Origin of the sequence: Gloeothece verrucosa PCC 7822 (assembly GCF_000147335.1) — a bacterium.
GTDB lineage: Bacteria > Cyanobacteriota > Cyanobacteriia > Cyanobacteriales > Microcystaceae > Gloeothece > Gloeothece verrucosa.
This window is the reverse complement of the sequence record NC_014501.1, coordinates 3523500-3539648: the sequence shown is the minus strand read 5'-3', so window position 1 is coordinate 3539648 and position 16149 is coordinate 3523500. Positions and strand designations below refer to the sequence as shown.

The following is a 16149-nucleotide window of genomic DNA, read 5'->3' as shown; positions in this document are numbered from 1 at the left end:
GAAATCTAATATTTTACTCTGGGCTATAAATAAGGTGGTATTAGTTATTTTTACCTAAGCCTTATGAGCAATAAGTCATCATCAGAGAGTCAATCTGGGTGCTTTGACAACTTTATTAAATTAGTGGCAGCATTGGGAGGCGGAGCAGGAATTGTTGCGCTACTCACATTTATTTTATACACTATATTCCACCAAAACCAAGGCACAATCATATCACCAACCCCAACCCCAACTCTAACCATATTACCAACCCCAACCCCAATCGCAACCCCAACCCCAACCCCAATCGCAACCCCAACCCCAATCGCAACCCCAACCCCAACCCCAACCCCTATATCCGATATTGATATTAACTGGGGAAACACATCTCAATACTTTAATGTGAGCCAAGTTAACCTTAAAAAGGGCTTTCAGCAAGCGAACTCAGAATTATCTTTTATTCTTGAAGCTAAAGGGGATTTTTCAGGAAAATTAGTCGCTTACTTTTATGATTCAGATGGAATTAAAATTTGCCAACCACTCGCTGGTGGTTTTATCCCTGATTGCTCTTTATTTAACTATCAAAACTTTGTTTTATTTTCAACTAAAAGCACTGATTTTGATTTTTGGAAAACCAATGAACGCGATAGAGCAATGCTATTTGTCCCCAACAACGCATCTAAAGTTGAATTTAGCTTTAGCCAGTATCAATGATTTTTCAATGTTTTACCTATTCTTACTCTTATTCTTTATTGTCCGCTTAAAAAGTTTTTTTCTAATCTTTTAACTGCTGCAAAAAGCGGTTATTTATCAGGATCTGACCAAGCATTTTGTTCGATTTCTTCATCTGATATTTTTTCAATCCGTTCCCAATCAGTTAAATATTCTATATTTTTAGCCTTCTCAAGTGTTACTCTCGTAATAGATTTTTTTTTCATTTTTAGTTGCCTTCTTTGATCCCCCCTAACCCCCCTTATTAAGGGGGGAATAATAGGGAAAAGATTACTTAGCGAGGTAATCTTGTATGGCCTTCACATCCAAAGTTTCAGACTGCAAAGACCTTAACGCCGCTACGGTTGCTTTCGCCCCGGCAATGGTCGTAATAATCGGCAATTTATAATCTAAAGCAGTACGACGAATCGAACGCCCATCGTTTTGAGACTCTTCTCCACTAGGCGTATTAATAATAAACTGAATCCAATTATTTTTGATCCAGTCAATCACATGAGGACGACCTTCATGAAGTTTCAGTACCACTTCTACCCCTTCAATACCATTCTCTTCGAGGATTTTTTGAGTCCCTGAAGTGGCCACCACCTTAAACCCAAGTTGCAGCAAGTCTTTCACCACTGGAACGGTTGCTTGTTTATCTCGGTCATTCATAGAAACAAACACCGTCCCCGAAGTAGCCAAACGCACGCCGGCAGCCATTTCTGCCTTAGCAAACGCTTTACCAAAATCGGTATCAATTCCCATCACTTCCCCAGTAGAACGCATTTCAGGACCTAACAGGGTATCTGCGCCCGGGAATTTCTCAAAGGGTAATACCGCCTCTTTAACCGCAATATGGGTGGGAATAAATTCTTGGGTAATTCCCAGAGATTCTAAGGTTTTACCCGACATCACCAACGAGGCAATTTTTGCCAAAGGTCTTCCTGTGGCTTTAGAAACATAGGGAACTGTCCGAGAGGCGCGAGGGTTAGCCTCTAAAATATAAACCTGTTCTCCTTGCACGGCATATTGAATATTCATTAACCCTACGACCTTGAGAACTTGGGCTAATTGAGATGTCCAATTGCGAATCGTTTCTAATACAGTCGGTGTTAAGGTAGTGAACGGAACCGAACAAGCTGAGTCTCCCGAGTGAACCCCGGCTTCTTCGATGTGTTCCATAATGCCGCCAATAATGGATTTTCCTGTCGCATCGGCTAAGGTATCCACATCTACTTCGATGGCATTTTCTAGGAATTTATCAATTAAAATCGGATGGTCCGGTTCAACCTGCACCGCATAAGTCATATATCGTTCTAAGTCTTGGTCAGAAAAAACGATTTCCATCGCCCTTCCTCCCAATACATAGGACGGACGTACTACTACCGGATAACCGATCCGTTTGGCTACCGCTAACGCCTCATCATAACTGCGGGCAATGCCGTTAGGCGGCTGAGTAATATTTAATTCCCAGAGAATTTTTTCAAAGCGTTCCCGGTCTTCAGCGATATCGATAGAATCGGGAGAAGTTCCCCAAATTTTTGTTTTGACGGGACAATCAGGACTATCTAAATACTTTTGTAGCGGAACCGCCAATTTTAAGGGTGTTTGACCGCCAAATTGCACTATCACGCCTTCTGGGTTTTCGGCTTCAATGATGTTAAGAACGTCTTCTTTGGTTAACGGTTCAAAGTACAGCCGGTCACTCGTATCATAGTCAGTGGAAACCGTTTCAGGGTTAGAGTTAACCATAATGGTTTCAAACCCTTCGGCCGAAAGCGCAAAAGCCGCATGACAACAACAGTAATCAAATTCTATGCCCTGTCCAATGCGGTTGGGACCACCGCCTAAAATCATGACTTTACGCTTATCTGTGGGGCGAATTTCCGATTCTCCTTCTTCGTATGTGGAGTAATAATAAGGTGTATAGGCTTCAAATTCTGCGGCACAGGTGTCTACGAGTTTATAGACAGGAGTCACCCCTAACTGTTTACGAACTGCCCGCACTTCATCTTCGTGGGTTTTAGTAGCAAAGGCAATTTGGCGGTCGCTAAACCCTTGCTGTTTGACAAAGCGCATTTGTTCAAGGGTGATGTTTTTGAGGGGAGTTTGTTTGAGGAATTTTTCGGTGTCTACTAATTCGTGCATTTTATCCAAGAACCAAGGATCGATCGCCGTTAGTTCAAAGATTTCTTCTACAGTCATCCCCAGTTTTAAGGCTTGGTAGACGGTAAAGATTCTCTCAGGGTTAGGTGTGCGTAGATTTGCCCGAATTTGGGACAGCGACGGTAAGGTTTCATTTTTATCGCAACCAAAGCCAAAGCGCCCAATTTCTAGGGAACGGAGGGCTTTTTGCAGAGATTCTTGAAAGGTGCGACCGATAGCCATCGCTTCCCCTACCGATTTCATCTGAGTGGTGAGGATAGGTTGGGCCCCGGGGAATTTTTCGAAGGCAAAACGCGGCGCTTTTGTGACCACATAATCAATGGTGGGTTCAAAAGAGGCGGGCGTTTGTTTAGTAATGTCGTTTTTGATTTCATCGAGGGTATAGCCTACAGCCAATTTAGCCGCAAACTTAGCAATGGGAAAACCGGTTGCTTTCGAGGCTAAAGCTGAAGACCTAGATACACGGGGGTTCATTTCAATAACGATCACATCCCCATCCACAGGGTTAACGGCAAATTGAATATTAGATCCGCCGGTTTCTACGCCAATTTCTCGAATAATGGCTTTAGAATAATCTCGTAGTCGTTGATATTCTTTATCGGTTAAGGTTTGAGCCGGCGCAACCGTGATGGAATCTCCGGTATGTACCCCCATCGGGTCAATATTTTCAATGGAACAGATAATGACCACATTATCGGCCAAGTCTCGCATCACTTCTAACTCATATTCTTTCCAACCGAGAAGGGATTTTTCCACGAGAATTTGAGATACTGGCGAACAATCAAGGCCATATTGAGCCATGACTTCAAATTCTTCCTGGTTGTATGAAATGCCGCCTCCTGTGCCTCCCAGAGTAAATGCAGGACGGATAATCAGAGGATAAGACCCTATCTGGACGGCGATCGCTTTAGCTTCTTCTAGGGTGCTGGCAATTCCTGAAGGACAAACCGGGACTCCGATTCGCGCCATAGCCTCTTTAAATAAGAGGCGGTCTTCTGCCATTTCAATCGCGGGTAATTTTGCGCCAATTAATTCCACGTTATATTTATCTAATGCCCCATTTTTTGCCAACGCCACAGCGAGATTTAGGGCTGTTTGACCTCCCATTGTCGGCAAAATTGCATCCGGGCGTTCTTTGGCCAGCACTTTTTCCACCATTTCTGGGGTTAATGGCTCGATATAGGTGCGATTTGCCATTTCCGGGTCGGTCATGATTGAAGCGGGATTAGAATTGATCAAAACGACTTCGTAGCCCTCTTCCCGAAGGGCTTTACACGCTTGTGTCCCTGAATAGTCGAATTCACACGCTTGTCCAATAACGATTGGTCCTGAACCGAGAATTAAGATTTTATGTAGATCGTTGCGGCGTGGCATAGGCTCTAGTTAGTAGAGTATTTATATATTTAAGACCCCCATCATTGTATCGGCTCTCACCCCTGTTAACCCCCATAGCTTTATTTAGGTTTAACTATTGAACCCAAGGGGCGGGAGTTTCTACCCCACTGTTGCCAGAAGTTTAATTTCTTGAATTAGAGGCGAGAAACTTTTGGGATTTCGGCTCAATTTGTAATAATTCTTAACTCCAATTCTTTTTATAGTTAATTTTAGGCCAGGTATTTTATACTGTTTCTGGTATAACTTAAGAGTTCTCATAACCAGAGGTTAAGTCAAATGAACGAACCTAGATCTCAACAAGCTGTTGTATCCCAACCTTCTACCCACAGTCGCCTATTGAATGAGATTAGGGACGAGTTTAGTCTAGATGAAATACAGTCTTTTGACGATGAACACTACTGGAGCGATGACAGTGATTTAGAATTTCTTTACCAAACCACTTCTGAAGATTATGTGGATTTTTTATTAAGTTATGAATAGTAGAAGTTGGTTAATTTCGTTTTTATAAAATAAAATCAGGTGATAGTAAACATGACTAACACCTAGATTTTTAGCAAACTTTGTCTCTAAGATTGGAGTGCGCTAATTATATGGCTTGTGAAGGGAGGATCAAGGCAATAATCTCTTAGATAGCCTCTGGAGCTATCCTATGAAACTTAATCCTACCTTTAAGATTTGTGTTGTGAACGAGGCACTAAATAACCTCTGGCTACCAGTTCATCAAAAAAGCGATCGGTTAAACAACGGCACTCTGTCCAATTTTCACTGCGTTCTTTCTTAGTGGAAACTTCTACGTCTTCCCAATAGAGAGAATCATTATAGGTTTTTTCGTAGCAGATCATATCATATTTATTCATTTGAGTTTCCTCCCTCCGTATTTCTTACTTTTATAATTCCCTATTTTGGGAAAAAAAATATCATACCTAAGTTATTTTTTTGGCGATGACTAGAAAACCACTACCGTGAATTTACTCTAACTACTGATAGATACAGAGTATTCCGGGGAAATTTCGGAGGAATTGTTTCAAGATATAGAGACTTTAACCCAGTTTTGTTGCTGGGTTTTGGGAAAAGTCGCTCGAGTCTGCTTTTCCCTTTACCTAATCGTGATCAACCCTTAGCCTGATATTTCTGCCAATAAAAAGAATAAATGGCTTTTTGTCCACTTAATACTCTTGAATTTAAGCCAAGCGTTTTTCTAAATACTGCCCGATCATGATTTCTTCCCCGGAGCGTGAAATAATGGATTGCCGGGTTCGATAATGCTCGCCGATAAATTTTAATTCTTCTTCAAATACAGAACCTTTATACTCTGTTCTTAAACATAAGGTTGTGGGGTTAGTAAAAGAATAAATCGCTTCTACGGGATCATCTGTGGCGAAACCTCGATCTCGGTAAAGAATGTTTCCATTAGCCCCAAATATCGTTGAACCTTCTGAAGGTTTGCGGGTTCCTTTAACATAGTCACTTTTCCAAGTAATGTAAGTCCCACAAATTAAGCAATCTTCTTGTTCTAATTGATGTAACTGCGCTAATTCAATTAATTGAGGTGAACCTTGGGGTAAATATTCAACCGTTAATAAGCTGATCACTTCTTGAGGTTCTGTCTCCTGTTTAAGAGTGTAATAGCGCCGTTGAGATTTCCATCTCCCCTCGGATTTCTTAAAGAACTCTTGTACTAATGATTCCGCAGATAGTTGAACAATGGGTTTTGAGATCATTTAACGATTACCTCTTGAGAGTTTAAAACGCATAAAAAAGACGTTTTGTAAATATGATTTTGCCATATTGTCATATAAGTTAATGTAACACAGACAACAAGCATTGGCTACTGCCTTTAGGCTGGGAACGGTTGACCTAGAGGTAGATTCTTCAAATTTGCTGGTAAACAACGAGAAAAACTGTAAGTATTGTTACTGATTGACAAAACGCAACAGTTAAGAATGAATTTCTCAGAAAAATCTCAGATTAACTAAACAAAAATAATTACGAGCGAGGGTTAGCCATCCGTTTTAACGGGTGGCAGTCGAGCGAATGAAGGGGTTTTAACAAGAGCGTATCTATTTACCCCTTTGGGTTTCAATATATTTTTTGACGGTTTCAGTCGATACATTGCCGGCAGTGCTAACAAAGTAGCTCGGAGTCCACAGGGTAGGGATTTTTAATAACTCAGGAAATTCTTTTCTCAAGACATGAGATGAACGCCCTTTTACTTTCTTCATGATAGCACTAGGGGCATGAGTCGGATCTGTGTTCAGAAAAAGGTGTACATGATCTGACATTATTTCTAGTGCTATCAACCTCCAATCATTCTCTTGACACAACCCAAAAATAACATCCTGAAATCTTTTAGCCACATCTCCCACTAACACTGGTTTTCGCCTCTTGGAACAAAAGACGAAGTGATAGTTCAAGAGGCTTACAGAGTGAGGGTTTCGCCTATACTCTTCTTTCTTGTCCTTGGTTGTCATTTGTTTTTACTGGGTGTATAATAGACTTATTATAATACAGTTTACTATGTACGGATGCCAACAAATCTTAATCAATTCGCCTCCCCATGTGATGGCTATTTTAGAATATGTTTGCTCGGAAGCTAATAAACTCTATAATTGTGGGCTTTATTACGCAAGGCAAATATATTTTAAGACCCATCAATATATTGGTAAGTACACTCTAGATAAAGAATTAAAATCAAATCTACACTTTAAAGCTTTACGCTCCTGTGTGGCTCAACAGACACTTAGAAGTGTTTATGAAGGGATGACTTCTTATCGCAAACTCTTGGCTATGTGGAGAAAGGGCGAGTTAGTCAATAAGCCTAAATTTCCTAATTACAGAAAAGCGGGTTTATATCAAGTTGCCTATCCCAAACAGTGGCTTAAATTGGTGGACAATGAGATTAAATTCTCATTAGGAAAGCAGGTTAAGGCATGGTTTAAATTAGATAGCTTTTCTCTCCCAATGCCGTCTAATTTACTCTTTGAAGATATTAAGGAAGTTAGGATTATCCCTAGAAATCTATGTTTCTATGCTGAGTTTGTTTATCAATTAGAAACACGAGATAAAGGTTTAAATCAAGACAATGTACTCGGCATAGACCCAGGATTAAATAATTGGTTAACTTGCGTTTCTAATGTGGGCACATCTTTTATTATTGACGGGAAACATCTAAAATCCGTTAACCGTTGGTACAACAAGCAAGCATCAACCCTCAAAGAAGGAAAACCTCAAGGATTTTGGTCTAATAACTTAGCTAGAATAACGGAGAAGCGAAATAGACAGATGAGGGATGCTGTCAACAAAACGGCGAGACTTATAGTCAATCACTGCTTAGATAATAATATTGGTACTATCGTTTTTGGTTGGAACCAAGAAGTTAAAAAAGAAGTAAATCTAGGAAAGAAAAATAATCAATCTTTTGTCTCAATTCCTACTGCTAGACTCAAAAATAGAATTGCTCAACTGTCTGAACTATATGGCATTAAATTCATTGAGACTGAAGAGAGTTACACCAGTAAAGCAAGCTTTTTAGATGATGATATTATTCCCGTTTTTGGTGAGAAACCCGAAGGATGGAAATCATCAGGCAGAAGAACAAAAAGAGGATTATTCCGCACTGCTAATAATTGGTATATTAATGCTGATTGTAACGGTGCAGGGAACATTATCCGAAAAGTAGCCACGACGCTCAATTTAGATTTGAGTCGAGTGAATAGGGGCGTTTTGACTGTGCGATTCGTTGGCTAGAAATCAACCAAGACCCCTTAAAGGTCTAGGTTTGAGGGATTAGCCTTCAACGCCTTACTGTAATGGTAATGATATGCTGACAGACCTACGATTAATTGGATGGAAAAGGTACAAGTAGGAGTCTATATGCCTAAAACAGATTCAAAATTGAATACTGTGGGATGCAAGCCTTCAGAAAACCAATGGAACGATATTTCGTGGAAGAAACTGGAGAAACGAGTCTTTAAGCTTCAAAAGCGCATTTTCCAAGCTGCTAGTCGTGGTGACGTTAGAACAGTCCGAAAACTCCAAAAGACCCTTCTACGCTCTTGGTCAGCAAAAGCGTTAGCGGTAAGAAAGGTAACGCAAGATAATCAAGGCAAAAAGACAGCAGGAATAGATGGAGTAAAATCCCTTTCCCCGTCAAAACGCCTAAAACTTGTAAGCCAACTGAAATTAACCAATAAAGCTAAACCTACAAGAAGGGTTTGGATACCAAAACCAGGAAGAGACGAAAAGCGACCTTTAGGTATTCCTTGTATGTCAGATAGGGCATTACAGGCTCTAGTAAAGTTAGCTTTAGAACCTGAATGGGAATCGTATTTTGAACCTAATTCTTATGGTTTTAGACCAGGACGTAGCTGTCACGATGCTATCGGAGCAATATTTCAACAACTTATCGCTAAAGCCAAATACGTGCTAGACGCGGATATAACGAAATGCTTCGATAAAATTAACCATGAAAAACTCCTTAAAAAATTAAACACCTTCCCTACCATGCGAAGACAAATCAGAGCTTGGTTAAAAGCGGGAGTAATGGATGGAAGAAAACTCTTCCCAACTGATGAAGGCACACCACAAGGAGGTGTGGTGAGTCCCTTACTAGCCAATATCGCCCTTCACGGAATGGAAGAAATTATCATTTCATTTGCAGAAAATCCAGGCGAATTTAAAAAAGAGTTCTCCGCAAAAAATAAAAGGGACAGGAAAGGCTCTATCGCTCTAATCCGATACGCAGATGATTTTGTTCTAATCCACGAAAGCCTAGCCGTAGTGGAAAAGGGCAAAGAGATAATTGAAACATGGTTAAGTGAACTAGGACTCACATTAAAACCCGAAAAAACAAGAATCACGAATACCTTGGATAAGTATCAAGGAAACGTCGGGTTCAACTTCCTAGGGTTTAATGTAAGACAATATAAATGCGGGGTTCATAAGGATATGAAAAACTCCTATGGGAAACACCTAGGATTCACCTTAAGAATCAAACCACAAAAAGAAAAAGTCCTAAAACACTATGAGAAGCTTCGAGACATCGTAGATGCCCACAAAGCAGCACCACAAGCTGCCCTAATATCCCATCTGGAGCCAATCATAAGAGGATGGTCAAATTACTACAGCACAGTAGTAAGTAGTAAAGAAAAATCCTTACTAGACCACCTGTTATTCTTAAAACTTAAAAGTTGGGCGAAAGGAAGGCATCCAAAACAAGGGGTCAAAGAAATAATAGAAAAGTATTGGCATAAAAAGAAATTCGGAAAATGGAACTTCTGTACAATAGAAAACGGAGAACCAGAATTCCAACTCCTAAAACATTCTGAAATTCACCACAAAAAATACAAAAAGGTGAAAGGAGTAGCCAGCCCATACAATGGAGACTTAATCTACTGGAGTACGAGAAAAGGTGAACATCCCCTATTACCCGACAAGTACGCAAAACTACTTAAAAAGCAAGACGGGAAATGTAACCACTGCGGATTGTTCTTTAAAGATGGAGACAAATTCGAGATTGACCACATTATTCCCAAATCCCTAGGAGGCAAGAATAATGAGGAAAACAAACAACTACTCCATCGTCATTGTCACGATAAAAAGACTACCCTTGATGGAAGTCTCGGCAACAAATCTGACTGTAATAGTGTCAAGCCTAAATCACAATCAAATATCCTCAAATACAAATGGGTAGATGATATGTTGGTGACGCAGTTCTAATGACAAAGACCAATTAATTGAGGAGCCGTGTGGGGTGAAAGTCTCAAGCACGGTTTTGAAGACGAGTCGATGAGGCGACTCATCGGCTTAGTTTAATCGTCCCCAGAAGTTAAAATTCTGGTCAGCTAAGAAGACGTGGAGCCACGTCGATTTATAAGGGGCTGTGTGGCGAGGTTGCCTCGCCACTTTATACGCCCCGTCGCGTTGCGAAGCATCAGCTTTAGAATCCCCGTCTCTTTAGAGCGGGGAGAAGTCAAGCTAGAATAAAACATGAACTCATTGCTCCAACTACTGACCCCCTCACCCAGAAGCCTAATTATTTCTAGGTTTTTTCCTGAGTGAATGGGCAAATTTTGAATAATAAAATTGCTGACCCATGACCATCACATCCCCTGTTGAATTCCAAGACTCATTCGATGTCATCGTTGTTGGTGCCGGACATTCTGGATGTGAAGCCGCCTTGGCTACTGCGCGTTTAGGATGCCGCACCCTGATGCTCACCTTAAATCTGGATAAAATCGCTTGGCAACCCTGTAACCCGGCTGTGGGCGGTCCTGCCAAATCTCAATTAACCCATGAAGTAGATGCTTTAGGCGGGGAAATCGGGAAAATGGCAGACCGAACCTATCTACAAAAACGGATACTCAACGCTTCGAGAGGTCCGGCCGTTTGGGCATTAAGGGCACAAACCGATAAGCGGGAATACGCCGCCGTTATGAAACAAATTGTCGAAAATCAAGAAAATTTGTTCATCCGCGAAGCCATGGCCACCGATTTGGTACTGGGGAAAAATGATGAGGTGATAGGAGTTCAAACCTATTTCGGTACTTGCTTTGCCGCCAAAGCGGTTATCTTAACCACAGGAACCTTTTTAGGGGGTCGCATTTGGATAGGAGGTAAATCCATGGCCGCCGGGAGGGCCGGAGAATTCGCCGCCGTTGGGTTAACCGATACCCTCAATCAATTAGGATTTGAAACCGGACGCCTCAAAACCGGTACCCCGGCCAGGGTTGATAAACGTTCAGTGGATTATTCTAAATTAGAACCTCAGCCGCCAGATGACAAAGTTTGTTGGTTTAGCTTTGATCCGCAAGCTTGGGTAGAACGAGAACAAATGAATTGTTATCTCACTCGTACCACCGCCAAAACTCATCAACTGATTCGAGATAACTTACATTTATCTCCCATTTATGGCGGGTTCATTGATTCTAAAGGGCCTCGTTATTGTCCCTCCATCGAAGATAAAATCGTTCGCTTTGCCGATAAAGAAAGCCATCAAATCTTTATTGAACCCGAAGGAAGAGAAATTCCTGAACTCTATATCCAAGGATTTTCGACGGGATTACCGGAAAATATTCAATTAGCCATGCTGCATACCCTGCCCGGATTAGAAAACTGCGTGATGCTGCGCCCGGCTTATGCGGTGGAGTATGACTATATACCGGCAACCCAATGTTATCCCACCTTAATGACCAAAAAAATAGAAGGATTATTTTGTGCCGGACAAATTAACGGTACCACCGGCTATGAAGAAGCCGCCGCACAGGGAATTGTCGCCGGAATTAATGCGGCGCAATTGGTTAAAGGCCTACCCTTCGTGGTGTTTCCCCGAGAAGAAAGCTACATCGGAACTTTGGTTGATGATTTATGTACAAAAGACCTCAGAGAACCCTATCGAATGCTCACCAGTCGGTCAGAGTATCGCCTGATTTTGCGTTCTGATAATGCTGACCAACGGATGACTCCTTTGGGGCGAGAAATTGGTCTGATTGATGACCGCCGTTGGGACTTGTTTCAACGGAAACAGGCTAATATTATCGCCGAAAAAGAACGTCTTTATGAAAGCAGAATTAAAGAAAATGATGAGTTAGGAAAAGCCATAGCGGCTAAGACTGAACAAAAGATCAAAGGTTCGGTTACCCTAGCCGATTTATTACGTCGTCCGGGCTTCCATTACGCGGATTTAGAAACTTATGGACTGGGGAATCTGGATTTAACGACGGCTGAAAAAGAAGGGGCAGAAATTGATATTAAATACTCGGGTTATATTAAGCGGCAGCAAAATCAAATCGAGCAAGTTTCTCGTCATAGTAATCGCTCATTGCCGGCCGAGCTTGACTATATGAAAATTGACACTTTGTCAATGGAAGCTAGAGAAAAATTAACCAAAGTTAAGCCGCTAACCATTGGACAAGCATCACGGATCGGTGGGGTTAATCCGGCAGATATTAATGCCCTGCTGGTCTATTTAGAAACTCGTTTCCGTTATCAATCTATTTAAGTAAAAAAGGGTTGAGATTATGGCAGTTAGTTCTAATGAATTAGAAACCGAAATTGTCTATCCAGATAGTGATGGTAAACCAATGGCAGAAAGTGATGCGACTAGAGATTATTTGATTTATGGAGTGGAAGCATTAAGTAATTATTTTCAAAATCAAACCGATGTTTATGTCTCAGGAAACCTATTTATCTATTATAAAAAAGGCAGTCCAAGTGCGGTGATTGCCCCGGATGTATTTGTGGTCTTTGGGGTAGAAAAGAAAAAAAGAATGAGTTATAAAGCTTGGGAAGAAAATAGCCAACTTCCTCAGTTTATTTTAGAAATAACCTCAAAGACTACTCAGGAAAATGATGAATATGATAAGCCGATTAAATATGCCCAATTGGGCGTTCAAGAGTATTTTCAGTATGACCCCACCGGGGATTATTTGAAATCTCAATTAAAAGGACAAACTTTAGAGGAAGGTCGCTATCAACCTCTAGCAACTACAAGGTTAGCAGATGGAGTTTTATCAATACATTCTCAAGTGTTGGGGTTAGACTTACGGTTGTATGAGGGCGAATTACGTTTTTATGACCCTCAAACCCAAAAGAAACTTTTAAGCCCTCAAGAAATAGAACAAGCTCGCCAAGAAGCTGAACAAGCTCGCCAAGAAGCTGAACAAGCTCGCCAAAAGGCTGAACAAGCACAGCGAGATGCAATTCCTCGGTTAAAAGAGATGGGGTTAACAGTCGAACAAATAGCAACAGCATTAAATTTGCCAGTTGAAGAAGTCAGAGCATATTTTTGAGCTTTAGGAAATTTAACTGATCCTAATGGCAATATCTGTTAGAATTTATGCCAAAAACTGGGATAAAAAACTTCAGTAAGATAATGCTATGACCTCTCATCTCAATGGAAAAAAAAATATAAAACTTTCTTTCGACAAAATCCTATTTGTCATCGCTTGTACTTATTTAATGATGGTGATTTTTGGGTTAGTCAGTCAAGGCAAGCCGAAATTAGCCGGCACCGCTAACTCATCTGCTCAACCCTCAAACCCAAACCCGACTCTTTCCCCTGATGATGCTCGATTTATCGCCTATTTACAACAATCTTTAGAAATTCTCGAACGCAAGCAGCAACAACAAAAAGCTATCCATCAACCCACCTCTAACCACTCGGGTACACAACCGATAAAAGTTCCTTCTCCACCGCTTCCTTTAAATCCTTCTTCTACCACCCCAACAACTCCTCGCATCGTAGAAAAAATTTACATTCCTGTTTATCCCCAGATGCAACCAATACAACAGCCTAGCGCCGCTATCAATTCCCCTCCCGTAATCGCTCTTAAACCCTCTTCTAGTAGCCTTAGCCGCTCTCTTGTTCCCCCACCGCCACCGCCAACAGTTCCCACTCCCCCATCAATTCAACCGGTTAAACCCCCCTCGACAGTTCCAGTATTAACCCCAGGCGTTAGTCTTGTTCCACAAACTCCCCCACCCCTTTCTTCTCCTTCGAGTAATGGCGGTGGAAATCTATTAGTGGGTTTGTTAGAAGCGGGTGATAAATCTTCGGCTTTGATTACAATTGATGGTCAAACTCAACGAATTCAAGTAGGTGAGAGCATAGGAACAAGCGGCTGGACCTTAAAAGCGGTGGAAAATCAGCAAGTCATGATTACCCGCAATGGTACAGTTCGCCGTTTGGGGGTAGGACAATCTTTTTAAGCTTAAGAAAGCTCATTGACCATATCTTTCTAAGCGTTGCATTGCTAAAACTAAAGTGGCCTTGATGCGGGTAAAAGCCTGAGCTAACAAACCCACTTCATCGAGGGATTTTTGCTGAAAATCCGCGTCTAAATTGCCTGAACTAATAGCCTCAGCTACTTTTGTCATCCGTTTAAGGGGTCGTACCACCGAACGAGTCAGCCAATAATTAACTACAAAAAGCGTTACCCCTAATATAGTGAGCATAATGGCCAAGAAAATGAGCAAATTTCTGCGAGCAATGTTAAATACTTGACTAGCAGGTACATAAATCATATTTGCCCCAATGACTTTATTGAGTTGCCAATTAAAACCATTGCTGCTTCCATATCGCTCAATCATGCTTTTTGGAGCCACTTCCGGGGTGCTGTGGCACTCTAAACAACTCGCACTCGAGACAACAATCGGCTGGGCAATATAGAACATTTGCTCATCTTCACGGGAGCGAAAGCCGCTCAATTGCTGAATTTGCCGATTGTTGCTCATTTGTTTAATAATATCGGTTTCAAAATCATCGGCTCTATCCCGAAGATTGGTAGGATTAAGGGTAGCATCTTTATAAAAATAATTCTGCCATTGGGGATTGTCGCGCAATTTTTCAAAAACTTCCCAGGCGGCAAAAAAAGGAATGATTTGCGGTAAAAATTCGTTGTTTAAGCGAGCAGATAACTCTGGGGTAATTTCTTTATCGGTATAAGCACTCACAGCATTCATTGTCTTTAACAGTGCTGAAGCTTCTGCTGTTACTTGACGTTGTGCGCTTTGATTGAGGATTATTCCTATCAGGAAGCCACTGAGAAGAATGGCTCCAACAAAAAGTAATCCGAGCAAAATAGAGATCTGTTTGCTAAGATTAACTTCTCTCAAGCGGGAACGAAAAATTTCAAACATAGCCGTGTGGGTGGTTTACTAATAATCAACTCCTGGCGGTTGAACAAGTGGAGCGGCAACATTAGTCAATGGTTTTTGCTCCCCCGGGTTTGTTAGATTAAGATTAAAAAATGATATGACTACAGCCAACGCCTATAAATTAGCAAAAACAGAATTACCCAATATCCTGGAAGGAACCTTAATTTTGTGCCGCTTTTACGAGATAGCTGATGAAATTGATCTAGCCGCCGTATCCAATTGTATCGCTAAACCCACCGCCCGACGGCAGATCTCAGTTCATGCCAAACAAGCTGAAAGTATTCAAATTGCTCAACCTCCTGTACAAGCTGAATTTGGTCAAATGTCGTTTTCTCTGGGGGGGGTATTTTTAACCGGAACCCTCAGAACCAGTATCTATGATTTAGGGGCGATCGCCTTGACTTTAGAATTACCTTTATCTGATCATACTCCTTGGGACACGATTACTCATATAATTGGTTCCTTACAAGAATCGCCACAAGAATTACAAAAGCTTTTTGAAACTGCGCTAGAAGAACTGGAAAAACTCTTAACGCCTGTGCTGAAAAAAGCTCATCGCGGTTCTATTGTGGAAGATTATAGTATTCTGGTTATTCAACGTCTAGCCGCAGAAATAGCCATTCCTGAACTGGGAAAAAATCCTTATGTATGGGCGACTGTATTAGGAGAAAAACGCCTGTTAAGCCAAAGCGCCTCAAATTTGTTGACTCAGATGAGTTATTATCTCAATGATTTAGCTCTTTTAAGCTGGAATACGGCTTTACTCATCGAACCTGATCCATTAGCTGTAGCTACAGCAGTGGCTTTGATTGAATTTGCTAATGTAGAGTTATTGCTGATGCGTTCCTATGATGCGGAACTGGACGCTGAGTTACCCTTATTGTATCGTCAATTGCCCCAAGAACGCCCCCAATTTGCGATTCCTGTGGTGGGTCGTTACAGTCAATTATTGCACCAGGTACAACGCTTGGTGGCAGAATTTACAGAAGTGACTGAACGGGTTGATAATGCGCTTAAGGTCACTGATGATGTTTACTGGAATCGATTTTACAGTGCTTTACTTAATGTTTTACGGGTTGATGTCTGGCGTTCAGGAGTCGAACATAAGTTGACTTTACTGCGAGAAACCTACAGTATGTTACACAATGAGGCAGATACAGAACGAGCAACTGCGTTGGAGTGGATTATTGTTTTATTGATTTTCTTTGAGATTGTGATGGCACTGTGGAGAAATACTTGATA

14 protein-coding genes are annotated in these 16149 nt (G+C 41.3%); 8 read left to right on the top strand and 6 right to left on the bottom strand.

The window, feature by feature from the left end; genetic code table 11:
* The first annotated feature begins 63 nt into the window (after positions 1 to 63).
* Positions 64 to 693, top strand: a complete 630-nt coding sequence (locus tag CYAN7822_RS37735; RefSeq protein WP_013323228.1) for a hypothetical protein — start codon at positions 64 to 66, stop codon at positions 691 to 693.
* A gap of 89 nt (positions 694 to 782) precedes the next feature.
* On the opposite strand, the gene CYAN7822_RS40195 is transcribed toward CYAN7822_RS37735, so the two are convergent.
* Together CYAN7822_RS40195 and carB are read right to left on the bottom strand one after the other, a co-directional pair.
* Complete coding sequence (locus tag CYAN7822_RS40195) at positions 783 to 917, bottom strand: hypothetical protein (protein WP_013323227.1); 135 nt, start codon at positions 915 to 917, stop codon at positions 783 to 785.
* A gap of 64 nt (positions 918 to 981) precedes the next feature.
* Positions 982 to 4230, bottom strand: a complete 3249-nt coding sequence (gene carB, locus CYAN7822_RS15535; RefSeq protein WP_013323226.1) for a carbamoyl-phosphate synthase large subunit — start codon at positions 4228 to 4230, stop codon at positions 982 to 984.
* Between the two features lie 297 nt (positions 4231 to 4527).
* On the opposite strand from carB, the gene CYAN7822_RS15530 reads away from it, so the two are divergent.
* Entirely contained in the window at positions 4528 to 4731 is a 204-nt protein-coding gene (locus CYAN7822_RS15530; protein ID WP_013323225.1) for a hypothetical protein, read from the top strand.
* Between the two features lie 188 nt (positions 4732 to 4919).
* Here CYAN7822_RS15530 and CYAN7822_RS15525 read toward each other — a convergent pair whose 3' ends face one another.
* The 3 genes from CYAN7822_RS15525 to tnpA form a co-directional block, all read right to left on the bottom strand.
* Positions 4920 to 5108, bottom strand: a complete 189-nt coding sequence (locus tag CYAN7822_RS15525) for a hypothetical protein (RefSeq protein ID WP_013323224.1) — start codon at positions 5106 to 5108, stop codon at positions 4920 to 4922.
* 324 nt (positions 5109 to 5432) lie between these two features.
* Positions 5433 to 5972 (bottom strand): phycobiliprotein lyase, encoded by a 540-nt coding sequence (locus CYAN7822_RS15520; RefSeq protein ID WP_013323223.1) that lies wholly within the window; start codon positions 5970 to 5972, stop codon positions 5433 to 5435.
* A 339-nt stretch (positions 5973 to 6311) separates the two neighbouring features.
* Complete coding sequence (gene tnpA / locus CYAN7822_RS15515) at positions 6312 to 6722, bottom strand: IS200/IS605 family transposase (protein WP_013323222.1); 411 nt, start codon at positions 6720 to 6722, stop codon at positions 6312 to 6314.
* A gap of 46 nt (positions 6723 to 6768) precedes the next feature.
* Here tnpA and CYAN7822_RS15510 point away from each other — a divergent pair, with 46 nt between their 5' ends.
* From CYAN7822_RS15510 to CYAN7822_RS15490, 5 genes are all read left to right on the top strand, one after another.
* Positions 6769 to 7998 (top strand): RNA-guided endonuclease InsQ/TnpB family protein, encoded by a 1230-nt coding sequence (locus CYAN7822_RS15510; protein ID WP_013323221.1) that lies wholly within the window; start codon positions 6769 to 6771, stop codon positions 7996 to 7998.
* Between the two features lie 126 nt (positions 7999 to 8124).
* Positions 8125 to 9969, top strand: a complete 1845-nt coding sequence (gene ltrA / locus CYAN7822_RS15505) for a group II intron reverse transcriptase/maturase (RefSeq protein WP_013323220.1) — start codon at positions 8125 to 8127, stop codon at positions 9967 to 9969.
* A gap of 376 nt (positions 9970 to 10345) precedes the next feature.
* Positions 10346 to 12250, top strand: a complete 1905-nt coding sequence (mnmG, locus tag CYAN7822_RS15500; protein ID WP_013323219.1) for a tRNA uridine-5-carboxymethylaminomethyl(34) synthesis enzyme MnmG — start codon at positions 10346 to 10348, stop codon at positions 12248 to 12250.
* Positions 12251 to 12269: 19 nt separating this feature from the next.
* Positions 12270 to 13040: a Uma2 family endonuclease gene (locus CYAN7822_RS15495; RefSeq protein ID WP_013323218.1), complete on the top strand. Its 771-nt coding sequence runs from the start codon at positions 12270 to 12272 to the stop codon at positions 13038 to 13040.
* 88 nt (positions 13041 to 13128) lie between these two features.
* The gene (locus CYAN7822_RS15490) at positions 13129 to 13959 is read left to right on the top strand and encodes a hypothetical protein (protein WP_013323217.1); all 831 of its coding nucleotides are present in this window, start codon (positions 13129 to 13131) and stop codon (positions 13957 to 13959) included.
* Between the two features lie 12 nt (positions 13960 to 13971).
* On the opposite strand, the gene CYAN7822_RS15485 is transcribed toward CYAN7822_RS15490, so the two are convergent.
* Positions 13972 to 14889, bottom strand: coding sequence for a c-type heme family protein (locus CYAN7822_RS15485; protein WP_013323216.1), 918 nt, complete (start codon positions 14887 to 14889; stop codon positions 13972 to 13974).
* 115 nt (positions 14890 to 15004) lie between these two features.
* Between CYAN7822_RS15485 and CYAN7822_RS15480 the strand changes: the two genes are divergently transcribed.
* Positions 15005 to 16147 carry an RMD1 family protein gene (locus CYAN7822_RS15480; RefSeq protein WP_013323215.1) on the top strand — a complete coding sequence of 381 codons (1143 nt, stop codon included), beginning with the start codon at positions 15005 to 15007 and terminating at the stop codon, positions 16145 to 16147.
* Positions 16148 to 16149: the final 2 nt, after the last annotated feature.